Origin of the sequence: Pseudomonas sp. 6D_7.1_Bac1 (assembly GCF_025465945.1) — a bacterium.
Lineage (GTDB): Bacteria > Pseudomonadota > Gammaproteobacteria > Pseudomonadales > Pseudomonadaceae > Aquipseudomonas.
Genome location: NZ_JANLNW010000053.1, coordinates 46,887 through 62,871, shown reverse-complemented (window position 1 = coordinate 62,871; position 15,985 = coordinate 46,887). Strand labels below are relative to the sequence as shown.

Below are 15,985 nucleotides of genomic sequence, written 5' to 3'. Positions count from 1 at the left end.
AATCGATGCACGCAACTCGCTGGGCGCAGGTATGGATGACGATAGGTTTACTGTGGTATTTGCTGGCCATCGCTTTTGCGCCTACCAACAAAATCTATCAGCAAGGGTTGACTGTGTTTCTCTGGTTGCCGGCAATGATTTTTGCCTGGCCGGCACGTGCTCGACTGGGTGAGCTTTGGCGAGAGCAGCGCATGTTCTGCCTGGGACTGCTCGGGCTGGTGCTGTGGTCGCTGCTCAGCTTGTTATGGACTCACGATGATGACCCGTCGCGCGGCGCAAAACGCCTGTTGTATATCGTGGTGTTCCTGCTGTTTTTTCCGGTATTTGCCAACGCCCGTCCGGAGCGGGTGATTCGCGTCATGCAATGGGGCGGTCTGGGTCTGGCATTGTCCGCGCTGCTGGCGGTCATCAAGTTCTATTGGATCGAAGGCAACCATTGGTCGGTGCGCCTTGAAGGGTTGGGGCAACTGGAACATCCGATCCTGGGTGGTTACGTGATAGGGCTGGCGGCGGTCTGGATGTCGCACTGGGTCCCGCAGACCCGCAGGCTGCAGATGGTCTGGGCGGTCGCGCTGGCGTTGCTTGCAGGTTTTGTCATGCTGTCCCAGAGTCGTGGTGCCGCGCTGGCCCTGTTGGTGACGCTGGTGGCAATGCCTGTCTGGTGTCGCGACCGTCGGAGCCGGTACATCGCTGTCGCCGCAATGCTGCTGGCAATATTGGCGTTCTGGCTTCTCGAATCGCTGGTGTTGGCTCGTGGTACCTCGTTCCGGCCGCAAATACTGATGTCCAGCCTGAACATGATCAGTGCACATCCCGTGCGTGGTCTGGGGTTGGGCTCTGCCTATACGGTCCTTGCCGAAGGCATTTATTTTGATCATGCACACAACCTGTTCACCCACATCGCGATCGAGTTGGGGCTGACAGGGCTATTGCTGTGGTGCGTGATCTGGTTTTCGGTATTGCGTGAGGCGTGGCGAGCCCGTGAAACGCTTTATGGCCAGGGCATCATCGGGATCTGGATGTTCTCGTTCCTGGCCATGCAATTCGATGCTGCCAGCATCAGTGGATCACCACGAGCCGAATGGTTCATCAGTTGGCTACCCGTTGGCCTGGCCAGTGTATTGGTATGGGCGCGGGCCAAATCCGACGCTTGTGATAAAATTTCGCGTTCTTCCTAACCAGTGAGCTCTACGATGAGTGAAGCACCGCCTAAAGCGGAACAGGATTCCAGCCTGAAAATCTATTTTCGGCTCTTGGGGTACGTAAAACCCTATGTTGGCATTTTCCTGCTGAGTATCGTGGGCTTCGTGATATTTGCTTCCACCCAGCCGATGCTGGCCGGGATTCTCAAGTATTTCGTCGATGGCTTGAGCAACCCCGAAGCGGTGCTTTTCCCCCACACTCCGTATCTACGGGAATTGAAGTTGCTGGTTGCCGTGCCGCTGTTGATCATCTTGATCGCTGCCTGGCAAGGGCTTGGCTCGTTCCTGAGCAACTTCTACCTGGCGAAGGTTTCCCTGGGGCTGGTGCATGACCTGCGGGTGGAGTTGTTCAACAAACTGCTGGTGTTACCTAACCGCTATTTCGATACCCACAACTCCGGGCATCTGATCTCTCGTATTACCTTCAACGTGACCATGGTCACCGGCGCGGCAACCGACGCCATCAAGGTGGTGATTCGTGAAGGTCTGACGGTGGTCTTCCTGTTTGCCTATCTGCTGTGGATGAACTGGAAGCTCACCCTGGTGATGCTGGCGATTCTGCCGCTGATTTCCTTCATGGTCGGCAATACCAGCAAGAAATTCCGCAAGCAGAGCAAGCGGATTCAGGTGGCGATGGGTGACGTGACTCACGTCGCGTCCGAAACCATTCAGGGCTATCGCGTGGTTCGCAGCTTCGGCGGTGAAGGCTACGAGCAACAGCGCTTTGCCAGGGCCAGTCAGAGCAACACCGACAAGCAACTGCGCATGACCAGAACCAGCGCTATCTATACCCCTGCACTGCAACTGGTGATCTATAGCGCCATGGCGGCATTGATGTTTCTGGTGCTGTATCTGCGTGGCGATGCGACGGCCGGTGATCTGGTGGCCTACATCACGGCTGCGGGCTTGTTGCCCAAGCCGATTCGTCAACTGTCGGAAGTCAGCTCGACCATTCAGAAAGGCGTGGCCGGTGCCGAAAGTATTTTCGAGCAACTGGATGTCGAGCCGGAAATCGATAACGGCACCGTCGAGCGAGAGCGAATCAGCGGTCGTCTGGATGTACACAACCTGAGTTTCACTTACCCGGGTACCGATCGCGAAGTGCTGAAAAACATCAGCTTCAGCGCAGCGCCAGGGCAGATGATTGCACTGGTGGGGCGCTCAGGGAGTGGCAAGTCGACGCTGGCCAGCCTGATCCCGCGCTTCTACCACCATGAAGCGGGGCAAATACTGCTCGATGAAGTGGAGATCGAAGACTATCGCCTGCGTAACTTGCGCAAGCATGTTTCTCAGGTCACGCAACACGTCACGCTGTTCAACGATACCGTGGCCAACAACATCGCCTACGGTGATCTGGCCGGGGCTCCTCGGGCAGACATCGAGAAAGCCGCGCAGGATGCTTATGCGATGGACTTCATCTCCCAGTTGCCGCACGGCCTGGACACCGAAGTCGGCGAGAACGGGGTATTGCTGTCCGGTGGTCAACGTCAGCGTCTGGCCATTGCCCGGGCCTTGTTGAAAAACGCACCGTTGCTGATTCTCGATGAGGCGACTTCGGCACTGGACACCGAGTCCGAGCGGCATATTCAGGCAGCGCTGGACAAGGTCATGAAGGGCCGTACCACGCTGGTGATCGCACACCGGTTGTCGACCATCGAAAAGGCCGATCAGATCCTGGTGATGGACCACGGTGAAATTGTCGAGCGCGGTACCCATGCGCAGTTGCTGGCACAGGGCGGGTACTACTCGCGCCTGCATGCCATGGGGCTGGACGAACCGTCTCCGGTGGACATCGCCTGATATCGACTCCAGGGTGGGCGCCGCTCACCCTGTCAGCCTCCCGGGCGCGCAACGCGTCCGGCGATTTGTATCCAGCCCTTTACATACTTGACCAAGCCTAAATAATTCTGCGTGCCGCACTTGTTATGGTTCCTGCCTCGATTTTGAATGCAAACGGGGGGGATAACCTTCTCGTGCGGGGACTGGAATGTTGCAACGTCATCTCTGGAAATTACTCCCCAAAACCCAGCGCAGCTTTTTATTGGGACGTTTGTCGGTCGTTGACCGGCAAGCAGTGAACAAGTCGATGTCAGGCAACACACTCTTTCCTGCGCAATTTCAGCAGGGCTCATGCCTGTTCATCCATGTTCCGAAATGTGCCGGCAGTAGCGTGTGCTCGGCGCTGTTCAACGGTTGGACGCCAGGGCACTTGCCGCTGTACTGGTACGAACAGCAGTTTCCCGAACACTACGCACGCAGCTTCAAATTCGCGTTTGTCCGCGATCCGTTGGAGCGGGCTTATTCTGCCTATGCCTATTTGCGAAGTAACCAGTTGCCCCAACGAGACGAACCGGCTCAGCTGCTGGTCAACAGTTACAGGGATTTTGATGATTTTGTCGGGCGTTGGCTGCACCCGGAGAACATCCGCAAACAGCTTCACTTCGCACCGCAAACCGACTTTTTGAATGACTCCATGGGACGCATGGCGATGGATTTCGTCGGTTATCAGGAACATCTGGAGCGAGACTTCCAGTTGCTCTGCCAGCATCTCGGCATGAGTTCATCGTTGCCTCATCTGAACATTTCGCAAGAGCGTCGCTCCGAGCCCGTACGCGATTTCTGCTCGGTGCGCACGCGGCGCCTGATACGGCGAACTTATCAGCGTGATTACGAGGTACTTGATTATGAATAAGTCGCCGGTCGCTGCTGCACCTTCGCCGCACATTCGCCCTTACGCATTGTCGTTGTCACCCACTGCCAGAGCCGCGCTCAAGCATCAACAACCTTGCTGTCTGTGGCTGACGGGGCTGTCCGGTGCTGGCAAGTCGACATTGGCCAATGCGCTGGAGTTGCAACTCAATGAGCAGGGGCGCCATACCTTTGTGCTCGATGGTGACAACCTGCGTAGCGGTTTGTGCAATGACCTGGGCATGGGGAACGCCGCGCGCAAGGAAAACATCCGGCGTATTTCCGAGGTGGCGCGGTTGATGGTCGATGCGGGGCTGATTGTGATTGTCTCGGCGATTTCGCCGTTTCAGGCCGATCGAGCGTCGGCCAGAGCCTTGTTTCGCGAGGACGAGTTTCTTGAGGTGTATGTCAGCACGCCGTTCGAGATCTGTGCCCGGCGCGATCCCAAGGGCTTGTATCAAGCCGCGCTGCAAGGGCGAATCAAGGACTTCACCGGTCTCGACAGCCCTTACGAAGCGCCGCTGCAGGCAGACTGTGAAATCAACACCGACGAGGTCGAACTGGCCGACGCCGTGCAGCATGTTCTAGCGGTTTTACTTAAAAAATGAACAATATAGAGGCGTGATACGTGCCCGGTGAAGCTGTCGGACTAGGCAGCGCCCACCCTGTGCTAATATCGCGCCCCTGTTCATTTTGTATGTGGGTTGCTCCATGAAGTTGTCCATGCCGCGATTCGATCAAGCCCCTGTCTTGGTGGTCGGCGATGTCATGCTCGACCGTTACTGGCATGGTGGTACCTCACGGATTTCTCCTGAGGCACCGGTGCCGGTGGTCAAGGTCGAGCAAATCGAAGACCGCCCGGGCGGTGCTGCCAACGTTGCCTTGAACATTGCCGCGCTCGGCGCGCCGGCGTCCCTGGTCGGTGTGACCGGCGATGACGAAGCCGCCGACAGCCTGACCAATAGCCTTAAAGGCGCTGGTGTGCGGGCGTTGTTTCAGCGCATCGCGCATCAGCCGACCATCGTCAAGCTGCGGGTCATGAGTCGTCACCAGCAATTGCTGCGTATCGACTTTGAAGAACCTTTTGCCACTGACGCACTGGCGCTCGGCGCTGAAGTCGACGGCCTGCTTGAAGGCATCAAGGTGCTGGTGTTGTCTGACTATGGCAAAGGCGCGTTGAAGAACCATCAGGTGCTGATCCAGGCCGCACGTGCCCGTGGCATTCCGGTGCTGGCTGATCCCAAAGGCAAGGACTTCTCGATTTACCGCGGTGCCAGCCTGATCACCCCGAACCTCAGCGAGTTTGAAACCATCGTTGGCGGTTGCGTCGATGAGCACGATTTGGTGAGCAAGGGCGCGCAGTTGATGCACGATCTTGATCTCGGCGCCTTGCTGGTGACGCGTGGCGAGCACGGCATGACCTTGCTGCGCCCTGATCATCCAGCGTTGCACTTGCCCGCACGGGCCCGTGAAGTGTTTGACGTGACCGGTGCCGGTGACACGGTGATTTCTACCCTGGCGGCGGCGATCGCTGCCGGCGAAGAACTGCCGCATGCGGTGGCCCTGGCCAACCTGGCCGCCGGCATCGTGGTCGGCAAGCTGGGTACGGCGGCTATCAGCGCGCCGGAACTGCGGCGCGCGATTCAGCGTGAAGAGGGTTCCGAGCGTGGTGTCCTGGGACTTGAACAATTGTTGCTGGCAGTCGACGACGCTCGAGCGCACAAAGAGAAAATCGTTTTCACCAACGGCTGCTTCGACATCCTCCACGCGGGCCACGTGACCTACCTGGAGCAGGCGCGAGCCCAGGGCGATCGTTTGATCGTCGCAGTCAACGACGATGCGTCGGTGAGCCGCTTGAAAGGTCCTGGGCGGCCGATCAACAGCGTTGACCGACGCATGGCGGTGCTGGCGGGTCTGGGTGCGGTGGACTGGGTGATCAGCTTCCCTGAAGGCACTCCGGAAAACCTTCTGAGTCAGGTCAAGCCGGACGTGTTGGTCAAGGGCGGCGATTACGGGATCGACCAGGTGGTCGGCGCCGACATCGTGAGCGCTTACGGCGGAACAGTGAAAGTGCTGGGGCTGGTGGAAAACAGCTCGACCACCGCCATCGTCGAGAAAATCCGCAAGACCTGAAACTGTGGTGCCGGAGCTTGTTGTGGCGAGGGAGCAAGCTCCCTCGCCACAGGTATTATGTGGTGGCCGACTTATCTTGCCACCTTGCGCGGCACGATTTTCTTCAGCAGCAGTTTGGCCTTGCCGGTCAATCGGCTGAAACCTGATGCCTTGCCCGGTTGGCTCAAGCCCTGCTGCTTGAGCCAGTCCTTCCAGCGAATCCGCTCGTCACGCACCAGCCAGCCTTCCTGCCGGGCAAAACTTTCTGCCAGATACAGTCCGCGTGTGCTCGCGGGGTAAAGCTGATCTTTTTTCAGGGTGTAGAGCTCAGGCAACGGCTGGCCATCCTCAAGCGGCATCAGGTACAGGTCGGGGCGCTTGCGATCCAGGCGTGCGACCAGTTGATCACCTTCAAGACGTTCATCGACATGGAACAGGCTCAGGGACTTGGCTTCCTTGGGCACGTCCAGGCGCAAATCGTAAATCAACTGCAACGACGCCGTGGGCAAATGCACATAGGCCTGTGGGCGCTCGATCAGCTGCATATTGGCGCAACGCACCGGACGTGCAGCGCCAGACAACGGTGTCAGGCGAAACGGCAGCGCTTCACGGTAATGCAGCGCGGTGGCGTAGGGCGCGGGCAACCAGGTGTCATTGAAGCGCCCGCCGAGCCAGCCTTCCGGGGTTTCCAGCAGGCATTCTTCGGCGATCTCCTGAATGGCCGTATGCAGCGGCAGGTTCAGTTCGTGGGCCGGGACATAACCGGAGATCAGTTTGAGCACCACGTCGCCACGGTCCTGACGACGTTGGCGGACCAGCACCCAGTAATCGCGATTTTGCCAGTGCAGGGTCAGGCGTACCGAGACGCCGAGGTTGGCCAGTTCCAGCGAAAAATGCTCGGGATTGGCCACGGTGACCGGGCGCCGACGTTGCAGGGTCTGGGAGAAGTTCAGCGGCCTCCCGACACTCTGATAACTCAGGCCTTCGGGAGTCGCTTCGACGTATAACGGCAGGGTCTTGAAGTTGCTGGGGTTCTTTCTTATGAGCGTTCGCGGCATGTCGGCTCCTTCTTGCGTCGCGGTCGTCACCAAACGTCAACAGACCCTAGAACTTGAGCAACAGTCGCCACATTGTGGGCGAGGTGCAGCGGATTAATGGTCCCGACAATAGCACTGGCGACACCGGGTTGCGCGAACAACAGTTCGAAGCTGGCGCGTACCGGGTCCACACCTGGGCTGAGGCAGACGTGACCACTGGCCAGGGCCTTCTTCACCAGGATGGCTTTGCCGTGGGCAGCAGCGTAGTCGATGACTGGCCGCTCGGCCTGCTCGTTGAGATTGTAGGTGACCATGGCGCAATCGCCTTGTTCCAGAGCCTTCAGGCCGCCATCGACGGTCTTGCCGGAAAACCCGAAGCCGCGAATCTTGCCTTCGCGCTTGAGTTCGGCGAGCGTCTGGTAGACCTCGCACTCGTTGAGGATCGCCAGATCGTTGCCGTCCGAATGCACCAGCACCAGATCAATAAAGTCGGTTTCCAGGCGTTGCAGGCTGCGTTCGACGGAAAACCGTGTGTGCGCAGCGCTGAAGTCGTGGTGCGATAGGCCATCGACGAACTCTTCACCGACCTTGCTGACAATCACCCAATCCTGACGCTGACCGCGCAGCAAAGGGCCGAGGCGTTCTTCGCTGCGGCCATAGGCGGGTGCGGTATCGATCAGGTTGATGCCCAGGTCGCGAGTCAGCTTGAGCAGCCTGCGCGCTTCATCATCGTCCGGGATCTGGAAGCCATTGGGGTATTTCACCCCTTGATCGCGGCCAAGTTTCACCGTGCCCAGGCCCAGCGGCGAAACCAGCAGGCCAGTGCTGCCCAACGGGCGATGCAGGTCGTGTAGGGTGGCCTGGTTCATGGCAGCAGTTGCTCCCAGGCAGGCTGCCCCATCGGTGGTTTTGGCAGGGCTGGCAGCGGAGCCGGGTGGCTGGGCTGAATGCCGTCGCGTTGCAGCGACGCCAGCACCCGCTCAGAGAAGTCGGGTGCCAGCGCCAGTTTGGTTGGCCAGCCCACCAGCAGGCGATCCTGCTCGGCGAGAAAGGCATTGTCCGGGCGGGTCAGGCCCGATTGCAGTGGTTCGGCGCGCTCGACCCGCAAGGTTGCCCATTGCGCCTGGCTGAGGTCGACCCACGGCAACAGGTTAGCGAGTTCTTTCTGTGCGGCGGCGATTTGCGCAGCGGGTTCGCGAGCCACGCCTTCGGCTTCGGCGATATCACCGCCCAGGTACCAGATCCATTGGCCATCGGCGGCCGGGTGGGTGGTGACGGTGATGCGCGGCTTTGGTCCGCCGCCCAGGCAATGAGCGTACAGCGGTTTGAGGCTCGGGCCTTTGACAATGATCATGTGCAGTGGCCGACGTTGCATGGCCGGCTGGCTCAGGCCGAGTGCGGTGAGCAAGTCGGCATTGCCAGCGCCGGCGCTGAGGACGATGCGTTGTGCGCGGATTTCACGCTCATCGACCCGCAGGCCGACCAGTTCGCCGTTTTCCAGCAGTGGCTCGATCTTCTGCCCGGCCAGCAGGCCATCACCGGCCAGCTCGGCCAGGCGTGCGATCAGGCTTGGCACGTCGACCACCAATTCCGCCAGGCGATAGACCTTGCCCTTGAAGCGTTTGTCTTGCAGCGCTGGCGGCAGCTGCTCGCCCTTGACCTGATCGACCCGGCCGCGCACGGCTTTGCTGGCGAAGAAACTCGTGAGGTTGCCAGCGAGGGTGCCAGGCGACCACAGATAGTGGGCTTCGGAGAGCAGGCGCACACCGGACAGGTCCAGCTCGCCGTTGCCGGCCAGTGCTTCACGCCAGCGTCGCGGCATGTCGGCAATTGCTTCCGAGGCGCCGGTCAGGGCGCCGTGCAGCGCATACTTGGCGCCGCCGTGGATGATCCCTTGGGATTTCATGCTCTGCGCACCGCCGAGGCTGGCACTTTCCACCAGCACGGTCGAAAAACCCTGGCGCCGCAGGCGTGCGTTCAGCCAGAGGCCGGCGACACCAGCGCCGACAATCAGCACGTCGGTGGAAATAACGGATGGCATGCAGCGACCTCGGAGTTCAAGACTAGAGGCGCAGTATACAGACTCGAAGATTAGAGGTTTTGCTGGTGATCAACAGGTGGTGGGTCAGGCCATGCACCAACCTGTGGCGAGGGAGCTTGCTCCCGCTGGGTCGCGAAGCGGCCCCAAAACCTGAAACTGAGGATTTTGGATAGACCGCATCGGTTCATTTGCGGCTGCTGCGCACCCGAACGGGAGCAAGATCCCTCGCCACAATGGATAGGTTTGGGCTTCAGTGCCCCGCGGTTTTCGAGAACAGCTGGATGACCACCACGCCCAGCACGATCAGCGCCATGCCAAGCATGGCCGGGATGTCGAGTTTCTGGTCGTAGAGGAACAGCGCCGCGATGCTGACCATCACGATGCCCATGCCGGCCCACACGGCGTAGGTGACGCCAACCGGGATGGTGCGCACCACCAGGGTGAGCATCCAGAACGCGATGCCGTAGCCGACAGTGATCAACAACAGTGGGATTGGCGTGCTCAGGCCCTTGACCGCTTTCATCGATACGGTGGCGATCACTTCGGCGCAGATGGCGATAGCCAGGTAGTAGTAAGCGTTCATGGGGCGTTCCTCGTGTTTGGACCTACTTGATAAGGTCGGCATTCTAGAGACTCTGGAGATGGGGTAAAGTCATTACCTATCTGAATTCAAGATGGGTTGAGTCATGAGTGTGCAATGGAGTCTGGAGCAGATGCGTTTGTTCGTCAGCGTCGCCGAGCAGCGTTCGTTTTCGGCTGTCGCGCGGGACCAACGTAAGGCACAGTCGGCGGTCAGTAGTTCAATTGCGCTGCTTGAAGCAGACCTTGGCGTGAACCTGTTCGATCGTAGCAGCGGCCGCCAGCCGCGCCTGACCGAAGCCGGCAGCGCGTTGCTCGAAGAAGCGCGGGAAGTCTTGCGTCAGTGCGAGCGCCTCAATGGCCGGGCGTTGGCGTTGATGCGTGGTCAGGAAGCGCGGCTGCGTCTGGCGCAGGATGAGGCCATGCCTTATCAGCCGGTGCTCGACAGCCTCGAAGCATTGGCCAAGCAATTTCCCAGTCTGGAAGTGCAACTGGCCAGCGCCGCTCAGGGCGATGTGGCGCGCAAACTGGTAGAGCGCCGGGCCGATCTGGGCTTGCTGTTTTATCATGAGCAGATCCCCGAGGCATTGGAGCGTCGGGTGTTGGGCAGTGTCGAGATGGTCACGGTGTGCGGGGTCGGGCACCCGCTGGCTGCTGGCGGACAGGTCGATTGCCAGCAACTGGCACAGCATCGACAACTGCTGATGGCCACGCACTCCAGTGTTTACCCCGGCAGTGAGCAAGCCAGCCCGCAAGTCTGGCGCGCCGACAGTTTTTACGTGATGGCCGAGTGGCTGATGCGTGGTCTGGGTTGGGCCTGGCTGCCGCGGCATGTGGTGCAATACCCGGCGTATCAAGGGCAGATGGTCGAACTGGTCAGCGAATGGACCCCGCCGGCCTTGGTGGTGGAACTGGTCTGGCGGCGTGATGAACCACTGGGGCCGGCCGCGCGTTGGTTGGCGGAACGTTTTGCCGTCCACTTGCAGGCGATCGGCTAAAAAAGCCGATAAACTCCGCCGCCATGAATAGAACTCTCTATACCGCGCTGTTTTACCTGGGGCTGCCACTGGTAGCAATTCGGCTGTGGTTGCGCTCGCGCAAGGCGCCCGCGTACGCCAAGCGCATTGGCGAGCGCTTCTCCATCGGTTTGCCGGTGATGAAGCCCGGCGGCATCTGGGTGCACGCGGTGTCGGTCGGCGAAAGCATCGCCGCCGCGCCGATGATTCGCGCCTTGCTCGAACGTTATCCACAGCTGCCGATTACCGTGACCTGCATGACCCCGACCGGCTCCGAGCGGATTCACGCGATGTTCGCCAATGAGCCGCGCATCCAGCACTGCTACCTGCCTTACGATCTGCCCTGTGCGGCGGCGCGGTTCCTCGACAGGGTCCAGCCGAAACTGGCGGTGATCATGGAAACCGAGTTGTGGCCCAACCACATTCATCAGTGCGCCAAACGCGGGATTCCGGTGGCGCTGGCCAATGCCCGGCTCTCGGAACGCTCGGCCAAGGGCTACGGCCGTTTCGCAAAGTTGACCCAGCCGATGCTCGCCGAGATGAGCCTGTTCGCGGTGCAGACCGAGGCCGAAGCCGAGCGTTTTCGGCAACTGGGTGCGCGTTCGGAAACGGTTGAAGTGACCGGCTCGATCAAGTTCGACCTGAGTATCGACCCAAAGCTGCTGCAGCGCGCCGCCGAGTTGCGGCAGCTATGGCAAGCGGTCGAGCGTCCGGTGTGGATCGCCGCGAGCACCCATGAAGGTGAAGACGAAGTGGTGCTGGCGGCCCATCGACAGTTGCTCGCCAGCCATCCCGATGCGCTGCTGATTCTGGTGCCGCGTCATCCCGAGCGCTTCAACCCGGTGTTCGAGCTCTGCCAGCAGCAAGGCTTCGCCACGATCCGTCGCTCGACCGGTGAAACGGTCCGCGCCGACACTTCGGTGCTGCTCGGCGACACCATGGGCGAGTTGCTGTTTCTCTACGCGTTGGCCGACAGCGCGTTTGTCGGCGGCAGTCTGGTGCCTAATGGCGGGCATAACCTGCTGGAGCCGGCAGCACTGGCTAAACCGGTGCTGAGCGGGCCGCACCTGTTCAACTTCCTTGAGATCGCCGCGCTGATGCGCAGTGCCAAGGCGTTGCAGGAAGTGGACGACGCCCATGGACTGGCGCTGGCGGTGCAGCGGCTGTTTGAGTTGCCACGCGATGCGCAGCGGATGGCGGAGGCGGGGCTGAGCGTGATGCGCGCCAATCAAGGCGCCTTGCAGCGGTTGCTGGATGGGTTGGACAGGTTGATTTGATCGTCGGTTAAGGCACAGAACCTGTGGGAGCGAGCCTGCTCGCGATGGCGGCAGCACATTCAAGATCAATGTTGACTGATCCACCGCTATCGCGAGCAGGCTCGCTCCCACATGGAGTGCGCTTGCTATTTCAAGGATTAGCCTTCAGCTGTTCCGCCGCAGCCTTGGCCAGGTCCGGTGGCAGGAAGTCCTTGTCCGGGTTGTAGTCGGCCTTGAGGTAGCGCTTCAGGTCCTGCAAGTCGCCCGGGCTCAGGGTGCCGGCCGCCTGCTTCAGGCGCAGGTTGTCGAGGATGTAGTCGTAGCGGCTGTTGTTGTAGTTGCGCACCGAGGTATACAGCTGACGCTGGGCGTCGAGCACGTCGACGATATTGCGCGTGCCCACCTGATAACCGATCTCCGTGGCTTCCACCGCGCTCTGGTTCGAGATGATCGACTGGCGGCGTGCCTGCACCTGCTCGACATCGCTATTGACCGCGCGATGCAGGTTGCGGGTGTTTTCCACCACTTGCCGGCGCAGTGCTTCGCGTTGCTGTTCGCTTTGATCAAGGCGCGAGTACGACTCGCGAACCTGCGAGCTGGTCAGCCCGCCGCTGTAGATCGGAATGTTCAATTGCAGGGCGAGCGTACTTTGCGAGACGGTGCCACCGTACGGTTGACCAAAGGGGCTCGGGTTGCTGAAGCCCAGCGCGTCGTTGTCACCGGTCTTGTACTGCGCCACGGCGTCGAGGGTCGGTGCGTGACCGGCCTTGCGCTGCTTGAGGGTCTCTTCAGCGGCGCTGACCGCGTAGTTGCTGGCCAGCAGGTTGAGGTTCTGCTTGGCGGCGGTCTCGACCCAGGCCTTGGCGTCGTTCGGCGTCGGCGGCAGGATCGGTAAGGTGTGGACGATGCCCTGAATCGAGTTGTACTGACGGTTGGTCAGGGTGATCAGCGTTTCGAAGGCGTCATCCACCTGGCGCTGGGCGAGGATCCGGTTGGCGCGTGCGGTGTCGTAACTGGCTTGCGATTGCAGCACGTCGGTCTTGTCCGAGAGGCCCACATCGAAGCGCTCATTGGACTGATCGAGCTGGCGCTTGAACGCCGCTTCCTCGGCCTTGGTCGAGGCCAGGTTGTCCTGGCTGCGCAGCACGTTGAAGTAGCTTTCGGCGCTTTGCAGGATCAGGTTCTGCTCGGTCGCCGAGAGTTGCAGCGCCGCTTGCTCGTTGACGTCCTTGGCCGCCTGAAACTGGAACCAGCGATCGGCGCGAAACAATGGCTGGGCCAGCGTCGCTTGGTAGAAGTGGGCGCTGCGGTTGGCAATGGCCGCGGGCTGGTCGATTTTCGTCCGCACATCGGCGACTTCGGCACCACCCGAGAGGTTCGGCAGCAGGCCGGCGCGGGCCTGGGGCACGACTTCTTTTTGCGCGCCATATTGGGCGCGGGCTGCGGCGAGGTCGGCGTTGTTGTCGACGGCTTCCTGGTAGACGCTGACCAGGTCAGTCTTGGTCGATAAGGGCGCTTCTGCTGCCCAGGCCATTCCATTGGACGCACAAGACACGGCGAGGGCCAGTGAGAGTTTGCGCAGCATGAGGCGATCCCTAAAATTTTTATTACAGCGATAATTTGAGCGCCAAGGCTACGGCGCACGCTTTGGAGCGTCAAGGCACAGCATGGCGTAGCGAGTGTAGTGGCGCCAACTTGCGGCAACAATCCTGTAATTACGCCATTCATCACGCTGTTTGCACCGGTGTTGGCGTTCTTTGCCGGTTGTGTCTAGACTGACCGGGTTCTTGTCGGGGTGCCTTGCTTTGAGGCTGAGATCGAATAATTTCGGATCCCGTTGAACCTGATCAGGTTTATGCCTGCGTAGGGAACAAGATTTCTCGTCACCCGGCGAGTCCTCTTGTGCTTCGTCCGGGATGTTGTTCGACAATCGAACAGCTCTCGTGCACTCAGCACAGCACTCATCCAGCTGGAGTTTTCACTGGTGGGTTGCGTCCATTCGTTACAGGTTCGCTCCGACAAAAAATCCACTGCCTGGATGAAGTCTGGAGAGCCCGTGATGACTACAAAATCAAAAAATGCAATCAATCTGAGTGACTCGGCCAAGGTCGATCAACAATCGGTTCAGCCCTTTACCCGCTCGCAGAAAATTTATGTCCAGGGCACTCGCCCGGACATCCTCGTGCCGATGCGCGAAATCAGCCTCGACGTGACTCCCACCGACTTTGGCGGCGAAATCAACGCACCGGTCGTGGTCTACGACACCTCGGGTCCGTACACCGATCCCAATGTCATTATCGATGTGCGCAAAGGCCTGGGCGACGTGCGTTCGCCGTGGATCGAAGCCCGTGGTGACACCGAACGTCTTGCCGGCCTGAGCTCGAACTTCGGCCAGGAGCGCCTCGCCGATCCGGAGCTGACCAAGCTGCGTTTCGCTCACGTGAACAACCCGCGCCGTGCCAAGCCGGGTGCCAACGTCAGCCAGATGCACTACGCCCGCAAAGGCATCATCACCGCCGAGATGGAATACGTCGCCATCCGCGAAAACATGAAGCTCGAAGTGGCCCGTGCCGCAGGTCTTCTGGATCAGCAACACGCCGGCCACAGCTTTGGCGCCAGCGTGCCGAAAATCATCACCCCGGAGTTCGTCCGTGACGAGATCGCTCGTGGTCGCGCGATCATTCCAGCGAACATCAACCACACCGAACTGGAACCGATGATCATCGGCCGTAACTTCCTGGTGAAGATCAACGGCAACATCGGCAACAGCGCGCTGGGTTCGTCCATCGAAGAAGAAGTGGCGAAACTGACCTGGGGCATTCGCTGGGGTTCGGACACGGTCATGGACCTGTCCACCGGCAAGCACATTCACGAAACCCGTGAGTGGATTATCCGCAACTCGCCGGTGCCGATCGGTACCGTGCCGATCTATCAGGCCCTGGAAAAAGTTGGCGGCGCTGCCGAAGACCTGACCTGGGAGCTGTTCCGCGACACGCTGATCGAGCAGGCCGAGCAGGGCGTCGACTACTTCACCATCCATGCCGGTGTATTGCTGCGCTACGTGCCGCTGACCGCAAAACGCGTGACCGGTATCGTTTCCCGTGGCGGTTCGATCATGGCCAAGTGGTGCCTGGCGCACCACAAAGAGAACTTCCTCTACACTCATTTCGAAGACATCTGCGAAATCATGAAGGCCTACGACGTCAGCTTCTCGCTGGGCGATGGCCTGCGTCCGGGCTCGATTGCCGACGCCAACGACGAAGCGCAGTTCGGCGAACTGGAAACCCTCGGCGAGCTGACCAAGATCGCCTGGAAGCACGACGTGCAGTGCATGATTGAAGGCCCGGGCCACGTGCCGATGCAGTTGATCAAAGAGAACATGGACAAGCAGCTCGAGTGCTGCGACGAGGCACCGTTCTACACCCTTGGCCCGCTGACCACCGACATCGCACCGGGTTACGACCACATCACCTCGGGCATCGGTGCGGCGATGATCGGCTGGTTCGGTTGCGCCATGCTGTGCTACGTCACGCCGAAGGAGCACTTGGGCCTGCCGAACAAGGATGACGTGAAGACCGGGATCATCACCTACAAGATTGCCGCCCACGCAGCTGACTTGGCCAAGGGGCATCCGGGCGCGCAGATTCGCGACAACGCCTTGAGCAAGGCGCGTTTCGAGTTCCGCTGGGAAGACCAGTTCAACCTGGGCCTGGATCCGGACACCGCGCGTTCGTACCACGATGAAACCCTGCCGAAGGACTCGGCCAAGGTCGCGCATTTCTGCTCGATGTGCGGGCCGAAATTCTGCTCGATGAAAATCACCCAGGAAGTCCGTGAATATGCGGCCAACCAGCGGATCGAAACCGTCGATGCAGAAGTCGCCAAGGGTCTGGCCGAACAGGCCGAGCGCTTCAAGCAGGAAGGCAGCCAGCTGTACAAAAAGGTTTGATCTGACCCGAAAGGGTGGGGCCTGAAAAGGCCTCATCGCGAGCAGGCTCGCTCCCACATTGGATCTGTGTCGTTCACAAATCCCCTGTGGGAGCGAGCCTGCTCG

Annotated in this window: 13 protein-coding genes and 1 riboswitch; of the genes, 8 read left to right on the top strand and 5 right to left on the bottom strand. The window is 60.1% G+C overall.

Annotated elements, in window-relative coordinates; translation table 11 throughout:
* Positions 1-5: 5 nt before the first annotated feature.
* From NTD87_RS14975 to hldE, 5 genes are all read left to right on the top strand, one after another.
* A complete protein-coding gene (locus tag NTD87_RS14975) occupies positions 6-1,178 on the top strand; it encodes an O-antigen ligase family protein (protein ID WP_262114756.1) in 1,173 nt (390 codons plus the stop codon).
* Positions 1,179-1,193: 15 nt separating this feature from the next.
* The gene (msbA, locus tag NTD87_RS14970) at positions 1,194-3,002 is read left to right on the top strand and encodes a lipid A export permease/ATP-binding protein MsbA (protein WP_262114755.1); all 1,809 of its coding nucleotides are present in this window, start codon (positions 1,194-1,196) and stop codon (positions 3,000-3,002) included.
* A 187-nt stretch (positions 3,003-3,189) separates the two neighbouring features.
* Positions 3,190-3,894, top strand: a complete 705-nt coding sequence (locus NTD87_RS14965) for a sulfotransferase family protein (RefSeq protein WP_262114754.1) — start codon at positions 3,190-3,192, stop codon at positions 3,892-3,894.
* The gene (gene cysC, locus NTD87_RS14960; RefSeq protein WP_262114753.1) at positions 3,887-4,498 is read left to right on the top strand and encodes an adenylyl-sulfate kinase; all 612 of its coding nucleotides are present in this window, start codon (positions 3,887-3,889) and stop codon (positions 4,496-4,498) included. Before NTD87_RS14965 ends, cysC begins: the two co-directional genes overlap by 8 nt.
* A 103-nt stretch (positions 4,499-4,601) precedes the next feature.
* A complete protein-coding gene (gene hldE, locus NTD87_RS14955) occupies positions 4,602-6,023 on the top strand; it encodes a bifunctional D-glycero-beta-D-manno-heptose-7-phosphate kinase/D-glycero-beta-D-manno-heptose 1-phosphate adenylyltransferase HldE (RefSeq protein WP_262114752.1) in 1,422 nt (473 codons plus the stop codon).
* 71 nt (positions 6,024-6,094) lie between these two features.
* Here the strand turns inward: hldE and NTD87_RS14950 are convergent, their stop codons facing one another.
* From NTD87_RS14950 to NTD87_RS14935, 4 genes are all read right to left on the bottom strand, one after another.
* Positions 6,095-7,060, bottom strand: coding sequence for a metal ABC transporter ATPase (locus NTD87_RS14950; protein WP_262114751.1), 966 nt, complete (start codon positions 7,058-7,060; stop codon positions 6,095-6,097).
* A gap of 26 nt (positions 7,061-7,086) precedes the next feature.
* Positions 7,087-7,908: an aldo/keto reductase gene (locus NTD87_RS14945; RefSeq protein WP_262114749.1), complete on the bottom strand. Its 822-nt coding sequence runs from the start codon at positions 7,906-7,908 to the stop codon at positions 7,087-7,089.
* Entirely contained in the window at positions 7,905-9,080 is a 1,176-nt protein-coding gene (locus tag NTD87_RS14940; RefSeq protein WP_262114748.1) for an NAD(P)/FAD-dependent oxidoreductase, read from the bottom strand. The genes NTD87_RS14945 and NTD87_RS14940 overlap by 4 nt, the downstream gene beginning before the upstream one ends.
* Positions 9,081-9,330: 250 nt before the next feature.
* Positions 9,331-9,663, bottom strand: coding sequence for a DMT family transporter (locus NTD87_RS14935; protein ID WP_123423818.1), 333 nt, complete (start codon positions 9,661-9,663; stop codon positions 9,331-9,333).
* Between the two features lie 103 nt (positions 9,664-9,766).
* Between NTD87_RS14935 and NTD87_RS14930 the strand changes: the two genes are divergently transcribed.
* Both NTD87_RS14930 and waaA read left to right on the top strand, forming a co-directional pair.
* A complete protein-coding gene (locus NTD87_RS14930) occupies positions 9,767-10,657 on the top strand; it encodes a LysR family transcriptional regulator (RefSeq protein WP_262114747.1) in 891 nt (296 codons plus the stop codon).
* A 23-nt stretch (positions 10,658-10,680) separates the two neighbouring features.
* Positions 10,681-11,952, top strand: a complete 1,272-nt coding sequence (waaA, locus tag NTD87_RS14925; RefSeq protein WP_262114745.1) for a lipid IV(A) 3-deoxy-D-manno-octulosonic acid transferase — start codon at positions 10,681-10,683, stop codon at positions 11,950-11,952.
* Between the two features lie 130 nt (positions 11,953-12,082).
* Here the strand turns inward: waaA and NTD87_RS14920 are convergent, their stop codons facing one another.
* Positions 12,083-13,516: a TolC family outer membrane protein gene (locus NTD87_RS14920; RefSeq protein WP_262114743.1), complete on the bottom strand. Its 1,434-nt coding sequence runs from the start codon at positions 13,514-13,516 to the stop codon at positions 12,083-12,085.
* Between the two features lie 196 nt (positions 13,517-13,712).
* Positions 13,713-13,818: riboswitch (TPP riboswitch) on the top strand.
* A gap of 172 nt (positions 13,819-13,990) precedes the next feature.
* On the opposite strand from NTD87_RS14920, the gene thiC reads away from it, so the two are divergent.
* Positions 13,991-15,880, top strand: a complete 1,890-nt coding sequence (gene thiC, locus NTD87_RS14915) for a phosphomethylpyrimidine synthase ThiC (RefSeq protein ID WP_262114742.1) — start codon at positions 13,991-13,993, stop codon at positions 15,878-15,880.
* Positions 15,881-15,985: the final 105 nt, after the last annotated feature.